Raw genomic sequence first — 18241 nt, 5'->3', positions numbered from 1 at the left:
TTGCGTATTGTGGCTTATGATCCGAGCGGCTAGGCGCTGAAGCTAGACACTAGTCTACATTCAAATTATGAAATAGAAAAGCGTGGGATCAATACTCCCACGCTTTTTCATTTAACAGATATTTTTAAAATTAGCTTTTGAACTCTTGCTTTAAAATTTGATATGGTGAAAGGTTTTGTCACATAATCATCTGCTCCAAGACTCAAAGCAAGTGCAACATCTTGTTCTATTTTCTTCCCTGTTAATATGAGGACATGGATATGTTGTGCATTTTTTAACTTCTTAATCTTATGAAGAAGTTCCATTCCATTCATTCCTGGTAAAATTTTATCAAGAATTAATAAATGTTCTCCATATTCCTCAACAAGATTAGATTTAATAAATTCTATCGCATCCTCAAACACTTGTACCTTTAGCTCTACATGATCAAATTCCATTGATTGGATAATTCTCAGAAGCATTCTTCTCATAGCGACATCATCATCAATGATTGAAACATATAGCGGCTTTTTTAACTGCAAAATCTTTAATTTACTTGCTAATTCAACTCTTGATCTCCCATTCCTTTTAGAAAAGTATAACGCCTCATCTGCTTTTTTAATCGCTGATTGAATGGAAATATCCTGATCATTGATCATATAAACACCTGCAGAATAGGTCAATGAAAACGTTTCTGAACTCGCATTAAATTTTCTTTGGGCAAACTGGTCTAATAAACGATCCAAGGTTACCTTTGCTTCGACGTCTGTTAAACGAGAAAAGAGAATAATAAACTCTTCACCACCGTAGCGGAAAACAGTGTCTGTTCCACGGACATTTTCTTTTAAAAATTGAGCAAATCCTAAAAGTACTTTATCTCCAATAATGTGGCCAAATAAATCATTCACTCTTTAAAAGCGATCTAAATCAATAACAGCAATTGTAAAGTAATTATTAGACCTTATCAGGTCGTTCATGTTCCGTTCATAGGCATACTTTAAATACTTTCGATTGTATACCTTCGTTAACTCATCTATAAGAACTGATTGATCAAAATATTTTTTCCGTTCTAAATGACGTTCAACCCGTACCAAAAATTCTTCGATATCAATCGGTTTTTTAATAAAATCATCAACACCCATTTTATATGCCATTATTCTAGTTTGTCGATCACTTAGAACGCTAACCATAATTTTTGGGATAAACTTTTGATTCGTATGCTTTTGAACATCTTCTAGTATCTTAAAGCCTTTTTTTTCTGGTAAATTTAGATCAATAATTAAGCAATCAGGGTGCATATCATAAAATTGTTCGATTGCTTTTTCAGTATCCGTACTAGCAATCACCATCCACCCTTTATTTTCCAGTATCTCCTTTAAAACAATTAACATGGACACATCTTCATCAATCAATTGTATGAGAGGTACATCTTCATTTCTAATGGGGAGCTTTTTAAATTCATCATGATCGAAGAAAAACTCACATTCATGACTAAGCTCTATCAATCCATGTAGAAAGCTTTTTAAATCACTCTTTAACCAGCTGCTATTATTCATGTTCTCTGCATCTTCCATTAATCCAGCTATGGTTTGAAACAATCCTCCCATTTCTAGAATGATTGCTTCATGTTGTATTGATTGAAGAAATTGATATACTTCGGCACCATCAATATGCTCTATTTCTTCTAATTTAAACCATTTAGCAAACTGTTCCTTCATATATTGAAAAAGGAGAGTTTTATCTTTATCGACCTTCACTTTTGTTACACCCCATCAGGTAATGATCTTTATTAAATTAACATTAGCATTAAAAATATAACCCAAATAGGGTGCAAAGCTCTTTCTTCAAATAAATTTACAAGAAATATCAATCCAAATGCTATTTAAATTAATTCCAATATAAAAATTGTATTATTTAGTTAATTTCTATGCAAGATGAATTTACATTGTTTCTAAAAGAAACTTTATTTCCACATCGAAAATCAGATATAATTTTTTCACTGATACAAATAATATTTTCAGCTAATTAGAATTTTAAAAAATGGTTCGTTTGAATAGAGGTGTATGATGGAGAAGAAAGATGATGCCAAAGAGAAGCGAAAACCTTTATTAAAAGACTTTTATCAAAAACAGACATTGGAGCTTGCCATTTCCCTATTAGGATGTTTGTTAGTGAAGGAAACTCCTGAGGGAATAGCAACTGGTTATATAGTTGAAACAGAAGCATACATCGGCCCCTTTGATCAAGCCGCTCATAGCTTTCAAAATAAAAGAACAAAGCGAACTGAAATAATGTTTTATGAGCCTAGTCATGTCTATACATATACTATGCATACCCACTGCCTCGTCAACGTTGTAAGCGGTTTAAAAAATAGTCCAGAAGCGGTGTTAATTCGTGCATTGCAGCCATTTAGCGGCATCGAATTAATGAAAAAACGCAGAAACATGAATGAGATAAAAAATCTTACAAATGGTCCCGGAAAATTAACGAAAGCTCTTAATATTACAATGGAAGATTATGGTCATACCTTTACAAAACCTCCATTGTATATTACCGAAGGCTTCCGTCCACACAGCATTTCATCTGGAAAAAGAATTGGCATCGAAAATTCTGGAGATGCCAAGGATTATCCATGGAGATTTTGGATTACTAATAATGAGTTTGTATCTAGAAAAAGGAACAACGCGCTAAACGTTTTTTCTAATATTTACTCGAGTTAGCTTAATATTCATTGTATGTATCTATTGTTAAATACCCAAAATATCTTTTGTACGGTTTAGTCGTACAAAATGGATAACGGGGGTAAGAGAATGCAACTGACAATGAATAATAACACAAGCAAAACAGCAACAATGACTCCACAAGTTAATCAAGGAGGCCACTCTGTCTTTGATGTTCATGAAGTTCTTTCAGGTATCATTGACACATTGGATCAATATCTATTGTTGCAACAGCACACTAAAGATCCTGAGCTTGTTGATATCATTAATCGTCAGCACCAATTTATCCTTGACCAATATAACATCATGGTTGAATCATTCAAATCTGGGCAGGACCCATCTCGTCCTACTTCAAGCTATAAAATGACACAGAGCAATGAAGTCGTCTATGGATTAAATCCATCACAGCCTAGAAAGCCAATTCAAAATGTATCTGAATTAAATGAACAGGGCATTTCAGGGCATATGCTTGGCTTATTAAAGCAAGGTGCTGGTTCATTAACAATGGCTTCACTTGAATGTACGAACCCAGTTTTACGAAGAATTCTGGCGGATAGCATACCAAATTTTGTAGAAATGGCATATGAAGTTTTCTTGTATCAAAATAAACACCAATACTATCAAGTACCTCAATTAGCTCCACAAGACATGCAACAATTACTAAATGGGTATGCACCTGGGGCAAACAGAACTATGATGAATTAAACATTTTTATCCTTTGTCGTACGGAAGTGTCAGGCTCCTCTTTTTAGGGAGCCTGGCACTTCTTTTTTAACCCTTTCGATCTAGCATCCCCAATTTAAAAGATAATAACGTAAAAATAAAAATAGTTCCAAACCAAATTACTTTAAACACTTTCATATAAATACACCCTTCTTTTTTCCTACTTATATAATAAACGTATATGATTAAAAAATCCCTTCACTTTTATATGAAATATATTATAAAAAAGGTTTATTCTGCTATATAAGTTGTAAATGTGATAATATGGATCAAAAGAGAAGCAAACAGGGTGAAAAAATGAAAAAAATTTCCCAAGAAAATGTGATTGAACAACTATTTAACTATATTCTTTATTTTAGAAGACATCCTTTGAGATTTTCGATTGTCATATCGATTTTGCTCACTCTTGATACGATGGTCGTTTTTTTAACAAATGGATCAAGCCAGGTTTTCACTCATTTATTTTACATACCTATCATTTTAGCTTCCTATGGATATGGCGCTAGTGGAGGGTTTATAACAGGAATAATCGCTGGTTTACTGGTCGGTCCCTTTATGCCTTTTGATGTCGAGAAAGATATTAGCCAATCCTTTTTATCATGGACCTTTCGTTGTATTTTCTTTGCTTTTTTTGGATACATATCAGGAATACTTTTTTACAAACTGCGTACGTTAAAAAAATACTATGAAGAGATAGGAACAAGCATTATCTCGTCACTTGCAAATGCCATTGAAGCTCGTGATCCCTACACATTGGGACATTGTCACAATGTAGAAAAAATGTCCGTTGCTCTCGCCAAGCAGCTGCATATGTCGGAAAAAGAACTATTAGAAATCAAGTGGTCAAGCTTAATCCATGATATAGGAAAAATAGGGATTCCAGAGGAAATACTTAATAAACCTGGTCAACTTACTGATGAAGAGTACTCGATAATAAAACAGCATCCGATCATTGGTGCCGAAATTATTCAACCACTGAAAAATTTGTCCGTTATCGTCCCTGGTGTAAAATATCATCACGAAGCAATGGATGGAACCGGCTATCCAGAAGGCTTAGTCTATGAGCAAATTCCTTTGCAGGCAAGAATCATCGCAATTGCAGACGTATGGGATGCTCTAACATCTGATCGCCCCTATCGAAAAGGACTTAGTCATAAAGAAGCCGCTGCGATCATGCTAAATATGGCTGGAACGAAATTAGACTCTAAACTATTAACTTTATTTATTAAGAAGGTTATTAAAATCGATTTAGAGCAAAAGCAAAAAGCAAAACTAGCAAACTAAAAACCGATTTCATTATTATTAATCAAAAAGATATAAAAACCAACTAGCCACATCATTACTTGCTAGTTGGTTTTAGGTTATCATGCATACATTTTATCTTCTTCTTTTCTAAAAAAGCTTTTCATTGCACTAAAAACATCCGATTTTTGTTTTAATAAATAATAGCGAAATTGCTCGTTTTGAATATTTTTATAAGCTGACATTAGCGTGCTATGGCGATTGTACTGGTTGACTTCTCCATATCCAAACATATTCGATATTTTCATAAGCTGTTCTACGAGCTTAACACAACGTGCATTATCAGAAGTTAAGTTATCGCCGTCTGAAAAATGAAATGGATAAATGTTAAATCGTTCAGGATTATATTTTTCTTCAATTAATTCGAGTGCTTTTCGATAAGCAGATGAACAAATCGTTCCTCCACTTTCACCTTTAGAAAAGAAATCTTCTTCAGAGACAACCTTTGCTTCTGTATGATGAGCAATAAATTCAATATGAACAGTTTCATATTTTGTTCTCAAAAATCGCGTCATCCAGAAGAAAAAGCTTCTTGCCATATATTTTTCCCAAATTCCCATCGAACCGCTTGTATCCATCATAGCTAAAACAACCGCTTTTGACTCTGGTTTTATGATTTCATTCCATGTTTTAAATTTTAAATCCTCTGTATAAATCGGGTGGAAGCTAGGTTTTCCACTGATGGCGTTACGCTTGAAGGCCGTCATCATTGTTCGCTTCTTATCGATATTCCCCATCAAACCCGTCTTACGAATATCATTAAATTCAATGTCCTCAATTAATATTTCGTCTTGCTCTTTTTTCTTTAAATTCGGAAGCTCTAGTTGGCTAAACAGGGCTTCCTGTATTTCCATAAGTGAAACTTCTGCTTCAAAGTAATCTTCGCCTGGCTGGTCTCCTGCTCCTTGACCTTTTCCTACCCCTCTTAATGATTCTGAACCATCACGGGCAACAACATCACCAATTTTACTATCTCCGTCCCCTTGGCCCACATGCTTATTCTTATCGTAATTGTAACGAATTTTATATTCGTCCAGAGAACGAATCGGAATTTTTACCACTTCACGACCATTAGACATCACAATACTTTCTTCCGTAATAAGATCCGGTAAATTATTTCGAATCGCTTCTTGAACCTTTTCCTGATGTCTTTGTTGGTCATCATGCCCTTTTCGATGGAGGGACCAATCTTCTTTTGAAATAACAAATTGATGATTATCCGTATTTTCCATTTCCTACCCCTCCTAAATTTTTGTTTCACACATTTCATCAATGGAACATATACTATTTTGGATGTTTTTTGCGAAAAAATATAACTATTTCTAAAAACCTATTCTTGTAAAACCAGAAGGCATCCTTTATTGTCGGCTATCATAAATCAAAACAGTATGTTTGAAACGTTACAGTTTTTCATCCGTGCGACTGGGTGCAGAGTTTGACGTCAGTTAAGCTTAAAAATGATTTATTTTTTTTATTTAAAAAGATGATGACTACTTTATACTATGCAAGAGATTCAGATAATTTACTAATTATTTCGACAATTGGGCCTTTGTCTATAAAAAACGTACATATTTCATTTCCTTTGCATGATCACACTGACGATTAAAATATTAGAATGGAAGAGGGTGTCCCTAAAGTGATTTACCTCCTCTAAGATATCAATAAAAACGATATACTCTTAGAGGTGCTTGTCACCATGTAAGGGTCACCCTCAGTAGCTATTTCTATCTATATGATGTAGAAACATTCTAACTTGCTAATATTATCTATTTAATAAGCTGCCAACATATCGAAGTAATTCGTTTGCAGAAGCAGAGTTGTATCCATGCTCATCAATTAATCGAGCAACTACTTCATTTACTTTCTTTAATTGCTGTTCATCTGGTGTTTTCGTGGAAGTTGTAATTTTAACCACGTCCTTTAAATCAGCAAAGAGTTTCTTTTGAATGGCTTCACGCAAGCGGTCATGAGAATTGTAATCAAATCTCTTTCCTTTTCTTGCATATGCAGATATTCGAATCAAAATTTCCTCTCTAAACGCTTTCTTTGCATTTTCAGAAATCCCAATTTGCTCTTCAATCGATCTCATTAGCTTTTCATCAGGATTAATCTCTTCACCCGTTAATGGATCATGCAGCTTTGCTTTATTGCAGTAAGCTTCAACATTATCTAAATAATTATCCATTAATGTTTTTGCCGACTCTTCATATGAATACACAAATGCTTTCTGTACTTCTTTTTTAGCTATTTCATCATATTCCTTACGAGCTACTGAAATAAAGTTTAAATACTTTTCCCTTAGTTCATTTGAAATGGACGGGTGCTGGTCTAAACCTTCTTTTAATGAGCGAAGCACATCTAGCGCATTTATGCTCATAATTTCTTTTCGGATGATAGTAGAGGAGATTCGATTAATCACATACCGTGGATCAATTCCACTCATTCCTTCATCTGTATATTCTTTTTTCAATTCATCCACATCAGCAGTGTTATAGCCTTCAACACTTTCCCCATCATAAAGTCTCATTTTTTTCACTAAGTCAATATCGCCTTTTTTCGGTTCCTTTAGCCGTGTTAAAATAGTAAACATGGCAGCTACCTTCAAGGTATGTGGAGCAATATGAACATTGGCCACATCACTTTCACTAATCATCTTCTCATAAATTCTTTCTTCTTCAGAAACCTTGAGATTATATGGAACAGGCATGACAATGATCCGTGAGTGCAGGGCCTCATTCTTTTTATTCGAAATAAAGGAACGGTACTCTGTTTCATTCGTATGGGCTACAATTAATTCGTCTGCAGATATCAAAGCGAAACGACCTGCTTTAAAATTTCCTTCCTGAGTTAAAGAAAGCAAGTGCCAGAGGAATTTCTCATCACACTTTAACATTTCCTGAAATTCCATCATCCCACGATTCGCTTTATTGAGCTCCCCATCAAATCGATAAGCTCTTGGATCTGATTCGGATCCATATTCAGCAATTGTCGAGAAATCAATACTTCCTGTTAAATCAGCAATGTCCTGTGATTTAGGATCAGAAGGGCTAAAGGTTCCTATTCCTGTTCTGCGATCCTCTGAGAAAAAGATTCTCTCAACTAAAACATCCTCAATTCTTCCACCATATTCCTGCTCCAGCCTCATCATATTAAGCGGAGACAAATTTCCTTCTATTCGAATCCCAGACTCTTCGTAAAAATCGCTACGTAAATGATGTGGAATTAAATGAAGAGGATCTTCATGCATAGGGCATCCCTTGATCGCAAATACTGCTCCTTTATCGGATCGTGAATATGTCTCTAAGCCTCTTTTTAACATCGTAACTAACGTTGATTTTCCTCCACTTACTGGGCCCATAAGAAGCAAAATTCTTTTCCTTACATCTAAACGCTTAGCTGACGGATGAAAATATTCTTCAATAAGCCTTTCTAACGGCTCCTCTAATCCAAAAAGCTGATTGCTAAAGAAATTGTATTTCTTTTTCCCTTGAACGACTTCTATCCCTGCATCTTTGATCATACTATATACCCGCGAATGCGCTGATTGAGCAACCCATGGCTTTTCTTTTATAATTTCTAAGTACTCTCCAAACGTCCCTTCCCACTTCAACTTTTCTTCTTCATGTCGGTACATTTCAATTTTTTTTAAAATATTCATAAGGACCTCCCCCTGTCACGTTTTCAGAGACGATTAATATACTCTATGCTTCTTTGGAGGTGAACATGCTTATCGAATATATGTTTAGAGAAAACTTTTTCATATATAAGTGTCAATTCCCTGTGTTATCAAGGTAGAATGGTTTTCTTTATTTCTTTTTCTATTTCTCTTGTCATAATATTTAATATATAATAACAGCAGAAGGTTTACTGATGCATCTATCTATTAAGGGATAAGAAGTATAAATTTTTTAAACTTCGCCGAGTGTCTAGCTTCGACGTACAGGACGTACTAGTGCCGATGTTGCCACAGGATGTGGCGTTTTTAACCGGCCAGCGCCTAGCCGCTCGGAGCATAAGCCACAATCCGAAAGTCACTCAGGATTTCCTGCGGATTGCGTCTTATGTCTGTCGCGGCTGATCAAGGTGCTTACGCTTTTCTTATAAGGGGGATGACAATGTGGGAACGGTAATTATTATCGGAGTCATGATCACTTTCTTAACTGCTATTTTTGTTTCAGGGTATAACGATAAACCATTTTTACTTGGAAAAGATAAACGCAAATAGAAGAAAAGAGCCGCTAATAGCAGCTCTTTTCTTCTATTTAACATTTAACTTATGTTGTTGAATAAATTCCTTCATATACAATCTAGATGATTTTTCAAGCATGCTTGCCATTTGAGATGTCCAAGTATCAGCTCTTTTTCCATTAGTACGTTCATTATAGTAGGCAGAAACAATTTGATTATAGTTTTCAAGCTGACCCTTATACTGTTCAATATCCTGCTCATATTTATTTTCATGATAAATATGCTGAAAAGAGAGCCTCGGTTTTTTATCTGCTGTTTGATCTGGATAGCCAACCGCTAAGCCAAATAATGGAATTACCTTTTCTGGTGTCTTAAGTAGTTTACATACATCAGCTAAATGGTTTCGAATGCCTCCAATATAACAAACGCCAAGAGACATCGATTCTGCTGCCAATGCTGCATTTTGTGCTGCTAGTGCTGTGTCTATAAGTGCGACCATGAACTTTTCTGTGCTTTCAAGGGAAGTTGAAACATTCTTTTGTTCCATCTCACCTATTATGTCAAATCGATGTAAGTCCGCACAAAAAACAAAGAAATGACCGTTCTCTGCTACATATGATTGATTTCCTGCAAGCTCAGCAAGCCTCTGTTTCTTCTCTTTATCCGTTACACCAATAATAGAGTAAGCTTGAATAAAGCTTGAAGTGGAGGCTGCCTGAGCAGAAGCCACAATTGCTTCTATTTGCTCCTGTGTTAATGATTTATCCTCAAATTTTCTTACAGATCGATGATTCAAAATGGTTTCAATAACCGTATTCATATACCCAACCTGCCTTTAATTTTATAATGACTATGTAGGATAGAAGCTTGTCCCCAATCATAAAAGAGCCTTAACTTTTGGCTCCAAAAATGATAATTCTTATGATAAATGAGGATATTCTTGCTGCCTTAATGCTTCATAGACTAAAATGGCCGCTGTATTAGATAAATTTAAAGATCTTACATGATCATTCATCGGAATTCTCAGGCTCCGATCTTTATTTTGTTCAATCACATCTTTTGGAAGCCCAGTTGTTTCTTTGCCAAAAATAAAATAATAATCCTTTGCTTGATCACTATAGTCAAAGGCTGAATGAGGCTTCGTTCCAAATTTAGTTAAATAGAAAAACTCTCCGCCTGCATTTTTTTCAAAAAACTCATCAATGGAGTCGTAATAAACAATTTGAACAAATTCCCAATAATCTAATCCCGCTCTTTTTAGCATTTTATCTTCTGTAGAAAATCCAAGCGGACGGATTAAATGTAAGACCGTATCGGTTGCTGCGCATGTGCGAGCAATATTCCCTGTATTAGCCGGTATTTCTGGCTGATATAGAACAACATGTATTGCCACGACTTTCACCTCTAAAAATATTCTCTCTATATTATTATACCATTCATTATCAATCAAACAATCATGTAGTTTCATTATCAAGAATCGTAAAAAACATATAACGAATATTTGGAGTATAAGCTGTTGAATCTTCATAGGACCAATACCTCAAGCGGCTATTCGTCGTATGAGCATTCACAAGAGGCTCTCCATTTGCATCTTTTCCTGTAACGATGGTCGAATGATCAAATCGGCCATCACCCTGAAAGTCGTAACAAATCACATCACCCAGCTTTAAATCCATTGGCGATTTCACTGTTTTGGCTTGAAGTCCAATTTTTGAATTCATTAAATACCTCTTCAATGAATTCGCCACAGTCCAGCTATAGCTCCATTGATTGCTCCTCATCCACCAACCTGTTCCTTGATTGGGATATCCTCGCATTGGCGCTCCCCCGGCATGTAAGCATTGTGAAATAAAATTCGTACAATCGACATCAAATTTTTTATAAGCTGGATTGTAACTATTCCACCATTTCTCTGCATATTGAACAGCCTTTAATCGATTGTAATAATAGGATTTTCTTTCCTCACTGATCTCCTCAAAATGATTGTCTTCTTCCTCTACTTTTTCATCTACGTCAAAAGGATAAACTTCCTTGTCTTCTATTAATAGATGATCCTTAAACATCCCTTTTCGATATTCAATTTCTTCTTCAATATAAAGAAAATTTTTCTGCTTAATTAAATATTGAAAATGCACATGATACCATACTTCATTTTCAGACGAGATTTGATCAATCCTTCCACAAGCCTTTGCCTTTACGATTTGGCCTGATCGCTTTTGCAATAGCTCATTTTTCTTTATCATTTTATCATTGGCCAATTCTCGTTTACCGCTGTTGGAAACAAGCTGCTGAACTCTTGATTGAAGAAGATTGTGCAGTTGCTTTTTCATAATAAAAGCACTCCTTTCAATATCATTCATATGAAAAGGAGTGCTTGAACAATCAAAAAATAAAGAAATTCCTTCTTATTTTTCTAAAAGGATTTTGATCGCCTTTTCTACTTCCATTCGAGCTTCTTCATCAACCTCATGATCTAAGCTCTTGAATAAAGCATTCTTTGCCTTTTCTCCCCCAATTTTCCCTAATGCCCACGCTGCTGTTCCTCTTAAAACAGGTCTTGGATCATAAAGCATCACTTGAATGAGTTCCTCTACTGCTGTTTCATCCTTAAAATGAGCGAGAGCCATTACTGCATTTCTTTGAATCGGTTTTTTACCACGCCAAGCCCCGGAAACGTGACCGTATTTTTCTTTAAATTCTCGATTACTCATTTGAAGCAGCGGCTTTAATAGGGGCTTTGCAATTTCAGGATCAGGCTCCATCTCAACATGCAAATGAAAATCCTTGCCTTTATTCTTAGGGCAGACCGTCTGACATGTATCACATCCATATAAGCGATTGCCTATTTTCTCACGAAACTCCTCTGCAACAAAGCCTTTTGTTTGAGTGATAAAAGCAATACAGCTTTGAGCATTTAATTGTCCTCCTTGAACAAGTGCTCCTGTTGGGCATGCATCCACACATTTGTTGCACGATCCGCATTGATCTTCGATTGGTTGATCAGGCTCGAATGGAATATTCGTGATCATTTCTCCTAAATAAACATAAGATCCAAATTCCGGGGTAATGATGGCACAATTTTTACCTGACCATCCGATCCCTGCTCTTTCTGCTACCGCACGATCGACTAATTCTCCTGTATCCACCATTGATTTACAGATAGCATCAGGAATTTTTGCCATTAAAAATTGTTCAAGCTTTTGAAGACGATCTTTTAAAACGACGTGATAATCCGTTCCCCAAGACGCTCTGCAAAAAATCCCTCTTCTTGCTCCTTTCTTACTGGCGACCCGCTCCTTCATTTTCGTTGGATAGGCAAGTGCTATAGAAATGATGGACATAGGCTGATCTAGAAGGAGAGAAGGAGTCGTTCGTTTTTCAATATCTTTTTCTTCAAATCCAGATTGATAATTTAATTCCTGTTGTCTTAATAAACGATTTTTCAATTCATCAAAAGGATCTGCCGTTGTAAAACCAATTTTATCAATGCCAATTTGTTTGCTATATTCAATAACCTCTTTTTTTAACTGTGTGACATTCATTTTTATCCTCCCTTCTTTTGAACCAAAAGCGCAAGCGTCTTGATCATCGACGTACAAACCGGAGGGACTTCGACTGAGATAAAGGATACACGATGAGCGATAGCGAATCGATGTTGACTTATCGTAGGGAGAAGGCCTGAAGTTTGATAGTCGATAGGCGCTGGAGCTGGACGGCGATACATAACCTTTAAAATTATTCACGACCAACTAATTTATAATTACCTTCACAACGAGAAATATTTTGACAAGTCTTTCATTTATATTGATACTTAAAATAGTGTTTATATATAGGCAATGTAATACGTTTACCCCAATCATTTTTTGTAAAAGTAGCATCGCTTATTATCATAAACGATTTTTATATAATATAGGAGGTGGAATCGTTGGAAATTCAGCTTTCTCAAGAGCTTTGTTCCTTAATTCCTCATTTTAAAATTGGTGTGATTGTCTATGATCATATCCAAGTGCAAGATTCACCGCAAATGCTACAAGGTAGACTCCAGCTTTTTCAAGAATCGATCTACATTGATTTAGAGGGAAAAAACGTAACGGAGCTAGAGGGCATTAAAGAATGGAGAGAGATGTTTAAACGAACCGGAAAAGATCCTAATCGCTACCGCCATTCAGCAGAGGCACTGTATCGTCGAGTAAAAAAGCAAAATTACCTTCAACCTATCAATAGCGCCATTGATCTAAATAGCTTTTTCTCATTACAGTATCAAATTCCATTAGGGATTTATGATAGGGATAAGCTCTCTAATGAACTAATCATGAGAATTGGAGCAAAAGGTGAAGAGTATGAAGGATTAAATGGACGTAGTAATTCCATACAAAATCTAATTGTGACAGAGGATCGTCAAATCGGTGCTTTTGGAAGTCCATTTGTCGATTCTAATAAAGCACCTGTTAGTATGGAAACGAAAAATGCTGTCCATATTGTTTATTTAAGACCTTCCATAAACGAAGAGGAATCAAAAGAATTGCTTGAATCCATAATGAACATGTTTATTCAAATACATGGCGGCGAGGGTACATATAAACTATTAACATGCTAGGGAAACTTTAAAGTGAGCTGAAGACACTTTACGTGTCTTCAGCTCCATTGTTTTTCCAACCTTAATGTAAAATTCTTTGGAATTAAAAAACGCAATACTTCGTTTTTTTTCAAACGAAATACTGCGTTGATAGCAATATGTATGGAGCGGGTGATGGGAATCGAACCCACGATATCAGCTTGGAAGGCTGAAGTTTTACCATTAAACTACACCCGCGTTATTTTTAGCACGTTTTTTATTATATTCATTCCTACAACAAATTGCAACCCTTTTTCGACATTTTTTATAAGAAAAGCGGAAGCGTCTTGATCATCGACGTACAAACTGGAGGGACTTTGACTGAGATAAAGGAAACACGATAAGCGTTAGCGAATCGATGTTGACTTATCGTAGGGAGAAGTCCTGAAGTTTGATAGTCGATAGACGCTGGCCGATTAAAAGCGCCACGGCCTTATGTCTTCATCGGCACTAGTACATCCTGTACGTCGGAGCTAGACAGTAATCTAACTTCAAATATAAAATTCTGATATGATAAAAAAATCAAACATTTGGAAGAATAAAAAACGCAATACTTCGTTTTTTTAAACGAAACACTGCGTTGATATCAATATGTATGGAGCGGGTGATGGGAATCGAACCCACGATATCAGCTTGGAAGGCTGAAGTTTTACCATTAAACTACACCCGCATTATTTTCAGAACGTTTTTTATTATATTCATTCCTACAACAATTTGCAACCCTTTTTCGACATTTTTTAAAATTTTTTTAATATCTCAGTTCATCATACTTTAAGGCTTTTTAATTACAAGTTTTATCCCTCCATGTAGATCCTTATCGTTTCTTTTTTTATTCTAAAAATCTAATCGTCCCCTTTTAATAGCTCAATCTTCATAAAATCTACACAAAAAAGGCTTTGACTTCATAAGTCATGAAATGTACATTCAAACTATATAATATTCAAATAATCAGATATACAATAAATAAAAATAAGGAAGGTTTTTATGTTAAAAAAGTTGTTTTCTAGTAGTAGATATAAACAATATTCTGTTCAATCATTTCAAAAAGATCTACTATCGGGAATTGTAGTTGGAATCATTGCGATTCCCTTAGGTATGGCATTTGCTATTGCATCCGGAGTTAAACCAGAATATGGTATCTATACGACCATTATTGCAGGGATTCTTATCTCCCTTCTCGGTGGTTCAAAATACCAAATAGGAGGTCCAACAGGGGCTTTTATTCCAATATTATTTGGTATCGTCATGACCTATGGATTTGAAAATTTATTAATTGCAGGTTTTTTGGCAGGGATGATGCTCTGTTTAATGGGGATTTTTAAATTAGGCGCTTTAATAAAATTTATTCCCAGACCGGTAACTATCGGCTTTACAACCGGAATCGCTGTTATTATTTTTGTAGGACAAATTCCTAATTTTTTAGGACTCACAGAGATAAAAAAGCATGAATCCTTTGTTCTTAATTTTCATGAAATAATGATTCATCTTAATAGCTTTAACCTTTACAGTGTTATAACTGCCGGGATCTGCCTGATCACACTTATCTATACACCAAAACTTTTTCCTAAAATACCAGGTCCACTTATTGGTCTTGTTTTTTCAACTTTGGTGGCAACATTTATTTTTCCTAACCAAGTAGATACAATTGGCTCAACATTTGGTGAGATTCCAAATACTCTTCCAGAATTCGAACTGCCTACCCTTTCACTTGAACGAATTCAGCAGCTTATTCGACCGGCATTTGTTATTGCGGTACTAGGAGCGATTGAATCTCTTTTATCTGCTGTTGTAGCAGATGGGATGACAAATAGTAAGCACAACAGCAATCGAGAATTAATTGGTCAAGGGATAGCGAATATGGTCACGCCTTTATTTGGGGGAATTCCTGCCACAGGTGCGATTGCAAGAACCGCAACGAATATAAAAAATGGAGCAGCTTCTCCCTTATCTGGTATTATTCACGGAGTGATTGTTCTTGCAATTTTAATCCTATTTGCACCTTATGCTTCTAAAATTCCGTTGGCAAGCATGGCACCCATCTTAATGGTAGTAGCCTGGAATATGAGTGAGCGCAACGTTTTTTTTCATGTATTAAAAACAAAAACAGGTGATACTTTTGTACTCATTGTGACATTTTTATTAACGGTATTTGTAAATCTAACAGTAGCTGTAGAAGTAGGTCTCATTTTAGCTGTTCTTATATTCACAAAACGAATGAGTGATATAATGGTAACAGCAAAAGCATTGCCTAATCCAGATCATAAACAATCAAAGATTGAAAGCCAATTTGTAACTGCAACTCATGATTGTCCTCAAATAAGCATTTATAATGTAGAGGGACCGTTGTTTTTTGGAGCAGCACAAACTTTTCAACAAAGTATTATGTCAACCATCAACTATAAGCCACAGATTTTGCTATTAAGAATGGGAAAAGTCCCGTTTATGGACATCACAGGAGAAGCATGTTTTTCAAGTATTGTAAAGGATTTCACGAAAAACGGGATGGTCTTAGTAGCTGGCATAAACCCACAACCAAAAAAAGTATTAATGAAAACTGGCTTATATCATTCTATTGGAGAAGAACACTTCTTTAAACATACTGGAGAAGCGATTCAATATGCTTTACAGCATAGAAATGTAGAGAAATGCTTAGGATGTAAACATTTGGCTTTTCATGAGTGTTCCTCATTTACTGTAGATAAAGAGCCAAATGCTAATAAAAGAGCTATCTTAATCACTTAACTCCAAAGAGGGAGGATATCACGTTTTGAATCTTGAAATGCAACAATTTAAAGCAGACTTTTTTAAAGCTCTAGCTCATCCTTTAAGGATAAAAATTCTAGAAATTTTAGCAGAAGGAAATAAGAGTGTAAACGAAATACAGAGCCTTATAGGTAGTGAAGGTTCTGCTGTTTCTCAGCAGCTTACCGTTTTACGTGCAAAAAATATTGTAACTGGAACAAAAGATGGAAACCGTGTCATCTATGCACTAAGAGATCCGATGATCGTAGAATTACTCATTGTGGCAAAACAAATATTTAATAACCATCTAGTTGATACCATAACCATGCTGGATAAAATATCTGAAAGTGATTCCTAAACAGATCGGGACCTAGATCAAATTATAATTTTAATCTAGGTCCCTTTTAATATCTTGAAATTAAACTTATACTGTTTTTCTATCTTGAACAGTAATATTTTCAATAATGGTTATCTTCTCGTATTCAGCTTTGGTAAGGATGCTGCTGTCCCCCTTCATTAAATACGTATAAGCAAATATCGCAATAAATAAACCGAACGTCCATGCATTTTCCCATAGGAAGTGTAAACCTGGAACTACTAACCCAAGTGCTGGTATTGCCACTCCAATGATGAGTGCATAAATACCATTTTTATTAAAACCAGAGGCATAATTGTAACGGCCGTCCAATTCATATAGTTCTTTTAAAGCCATTTGTTTTCTCCGAACGAGCCAATAATCAGCAATAGCAATTCCATCAATTGGTCCAAGTAAAGCACCATATGTTCCAAGCCAGCCAAAAATGTAGTTCCCAAAATTAGACATGATGTACCAAGGCTGAAGCAAAATAGCAAAAATCCCAGTAATAATAGCTCCCATTGCAAACGTTATTTTTCTTGGTGAAAGATTACTAATCGCACGAGCAGGTGCCACAATATTAGCTCCAACATTTATCGTTACAGAAGAAATAACAATAATTAATGTTCCTAAAAAGATAATAAATGGTGGAAATTTGGCAATTAATTGAACAGGATCCCAAATCGCTTCTCCAAAAACAACGATCGTTGCGGACGTAACTACAATTCCAATGAATGAAAAAATACTCATTGTTATAGGAAGAGAAAAGCTTTGAGCAATCATCTGCGATTTTTGGCTTTTTGCATAACGACAAAAATCAGGAATGTTTAATGCAAGAGTAGCCCAGAAAGCAATGACTCCTGTTAATGCTGGGAAAAACACTTTAAAAAACTCACCAGCCGTCTTAAATTTAGAAGGAGTTTCCAAAATCGGTCCCCATCCACCAGACTTTGTATATGCCCAAATAAAAAGGATAATCGCAGCGATCCCTACAACCGGTGCGGCAATGGTACCTAATACTTTAATGGCTTGTGGACCTTTATAAGCAACTCCTACATTTAATAGCCAAAATAAAGCAAAAACAATAGCTGTATGTCCGAATAGATTGCCCCAAGCAGGAAAAGAAGCTGAAAGCAATATATCAATGGCTCCTGCCCCTATCCAAGTATTAATTCCAAACCATCCAGCAGCTACAAAGGCACGTGCCAATGCAGGAATATGAGCACCTTTATCTCCAAACCAGAGTCTTGCAAAAACGGGATAAGGAATTCCAAACTTTGTTCCAGCATGTGCATTCAACAATATAGGAATAAGGACAATCACGTTTCCTAGAAAAATGGTTCCAATCGCTTGCCACCAATTCATTCCTATCGAAATCAATCCACTTGCCATTGTGTAAGCTGGAATACATAAACACATCCCAATCCACAATGTGGCAAAATTAAGTCCAGTCCAAGAATGTTCTTTAAACATTGTCGGTCGTAAGTCATCATTCCATAACTCACTATGACTCAATTGACTGCTAGCTTCCTCTGTCAAAGCAACAATCCCATTTCTTTCAATCTGTGTTTTCAAAAAAAAACCTCCTTTTTTGTCATTTAAACTGTAAGAAGCATA

Annotated in this window: 15 protein-coding genes and 2 tRNA genes; 6 read left to right on the top strand and 11 right to left on the bottom strand. The window is 35.6% G+C overall.

The genetic code is table 11. The annotated features are described in order from the left end of the window. Positions 1 to 107: 107 nt before the first annotated feature. Positions 108 to 887 (bottom strand): diguanylate cyclase, encoded by a 780-nt coding sequence (locus FDO66_RS12875; RefSeq protein ID WP_141433063.1) that lies wholly within the window; start codon positions 885 to 887, stop codon positions 108 to 110. 3 nt (positions 888 to 890) lie between these two features. Next, positions 891 to 1736, bottom strand: a complete 846-nt coding sequence (locus FDO66_RS12870) for a response regulator (RefSeq protein ID WP_141433062.1) — start codon at positions 1734 to 1736, stop codon at positions 891 to 893. Between the two features lie 306 nt (positions 1737 to 2042). Here FDO66_RS12870 and FDO66_RS12865 point away from each other — a divergent pair, with 306 nt between their 5' ends. The 3 genes from FDO66_RS12865 to FDO66_RS12855 all read left to right on the top strand — a co-directional run bounded on the left by FDO66_RS12865 (position 2043) and on the right by FDO66_RS12855 (position 4706). Next, positions 2043 to 2699 carry a DNA-3-methyladenine glycosylase gene (locus FDO66_RS12865; RefSeq protein ID WP_258535723.1) on the top strand — a complete coding sequence of 219 codons (657 nt, stop codon included), beginning with the start codon at positions 2043 to 2045 and terminating at the stop codon, positions 2697 to 2699. A gap of 90 nt (positions 2700 to 2789) precedes the next feature. Then, positions 2790 to 3404 carry a spore coat protein gene (locus FDO66_RS12860; protein WP_258535722.1) on the top strand — a complete coding sequence of 205 codons (615 nt, stop codon included), beginning with the start codon at positions 2790 to 2792 and terminating at the stop codon, positions 3402 to 3404. A gap of 315 nt (positions 3405 to 3719) precedes the next feature. Next, on the top strand, positions 3720 to 4706 hold the full coding sequence (locus tag FDO66_RS12855; RefSeq protein WP_181444566.1) for an HD-GYP domain-containing protein: 987 nt from the start codon (positions 3720 to 3722) through the stop codon (positions 4704 to 4706). An 80-nt stretch (positions 4707 to 4786) separates the two neighbouring features. Here FDO66_RS12855 and yhbH read toward each other — a convergent pair whose 3' ends face one another. The 6 genes from yhbH to queG form a co-directional block, all read right to left on the bottom strand. Next, on the bottom strand, positions 4787 to 5956 hold the full coding sequence (gene yhbH / locus FDO66_RS12850) for a sporulation protein YhbH (protein ID WP_141433059.1): 1170 nt from the start codon (positions 5954 to 5956) through the stop codon (positions 4787 to 4789). A gap of 530 nt (positions 5957 to 6486) precedes the next feature. Next, positions 6487 to 8382, bottom strand: a complete 1896-nt coding sequence (locus tag FDO66_RS12845; protein ID WP_141433058.1) for a PrkA family serine protein kinase — start codon at positions 8380 to 8382, stop codon at positions 6487 to 6489. A 600-nt stretch (positions 8383 to 8982) separates the two neighbouring features. Next, positions 8983 to 9732 carry an oxygen-insensitive NADPH nitroreductase gene (gene nfsA / locus FDO66_RS12840; RefSeq protein WP_141433057.1) on the bottom strand — a complete coding sequence of 250 codons (750 nt, stop codon included), beginning with the start codon at positions 9730 to 9732 and terminating at the stop codon, positions 8983 to 8985. Positions 9733 to 9831: 99 nt separating this feature from the next. Continuing rightward, positions 9832 to 10305 (bottom strand): tRNA (uridine(34)/cytosine(34)/5-carboxymethylaminomethyluridine(34)-2'-O)-methyltransferase TrmL, encoded by a 474-nt coding sequence (trmL, locus tag FDO66_RS12835; protein ID WP_141433056.1) that lies wholly within the window; start codon positions 10303 to 10305, stop codon positions 9832 to 9834. A gap of 61 nt (positions 10306 to 10366) precedes the next feature. Further along, the gene (locus FDO66_RS12830) at positions 10367 to 11242 is read right to left on the bottom strand and encodes an amidase domain-containing protein (RefSeq protein WP_141433055.1); all 876 of its coding nucleotides are present in this window, start codon (positions 11240 to 11242) and stop codon (positions 10367 to 10369) included. 75 nt (positions 11243 to 11317) lie between these two features. Continuing rightward, the gene (queG, locus tag FDO66_RS12825) at positions 11318 to 12454 is read right to left on the bottom strand and encodes a tRNA epoxyqueuosine(34) reductase QueG (RefSeq protein WP_141433054.1); all 1137 of its coding nucleotides are present in this window, start codon (positions 12452 to 12454) and stop codon (positions 11318 to 11320) included. Between the two features lie 383 nt (positions 12455 to 12837). Here queG and FDO66_RS12820 point away from each other — a divergent pair, with 383 nt between their 5' ends. Beyond that, positions 12838 to 13509 (top strand): B3/B4 domain-containing protein, encoded by a 672-nt coding sequence (locus tag FDO66_RS12820; protein ID WP_141433053.1) that lies wholly within the window; start codon positions 12838 to 12840, stop codon positions 13507 to 13509. 142 nt (positions 13510 to 13651) lie between these two features. Here the strand turns inward: FDO66_RS12820 and FDO66_RS12815 are convergent. Both FDO66_RS12815 and FDO66_RS12810 read right to left on the bottom strand, forming a co-directional pair. Continuing rightward, positions 13652 to 13725 (bottom strand) — tRNA-Gly (locus FDO66_RS12815). A gap of 398 nt (positions 13726 to 14123) precedes the next feature. Continuing rightward, positions 14124 to 14197: transfer RNA gene (locus FDO66_RS12810), tRNA-Gly, on the bottom strand. A gap of 314 nt (positions 14198 to 14511) precedes the next feature. On the opposite strand from FDO66_RS12810, the gene FDO66_RS12805 reads away from it, so the two are divergent. Further along, on the top strand, positions 14512 to 16269 hold the full coding sequence (locus tag FDO66_RS12805; protein WP_141433052.1) for a SulP family inorganic anion transporter: 1758 nt from the start codon (positions 14512 to 14514) through the stop codon (positions 16267 to 16269). Between the two features lie 25 nt (positions 16270 to 16294). Next, on the top strand, positions 16295 to 16627 hold the full coding sequence (locus FDO66_RS12800; protein WP_141433051.1) for an ArsR/SmtB family transcription factor: 333 nt from the start codon (positions 16295 to 16297) through the stop codon (positions 16625 to 16627). A 66-nt stretch (positions 16628 to 16693) separates the two neighbouring features. Here FDO66_RS12800 and FDO66_RS12795 read toward each other — a convergent pair whose 3' ends face one another. After that, complete coding sequence (locus FDO66_RS12795; protein ID WP_141433050.1) at positions 16694 to 18199, bottom strand: NCS1 family nucleobase:cation symporter-1; 1506 nt, start codon at positions 18197 to 18199, stop codon at positions 16694 to 16696. Between the last annotated feature and the right edge of the window lie 42 nt (positions 18200 to 18241).

The organism is Bacillus sp. 03113 (genome assembly GCF_006546985.1).
GTDB lineage: Bacteria > Bacillota > Bacilli > Bacillales > Cytobacillaceae > VATK01.
This window is presented reverse-complemented; position numbering and strand designations above follow the sequence as displayed.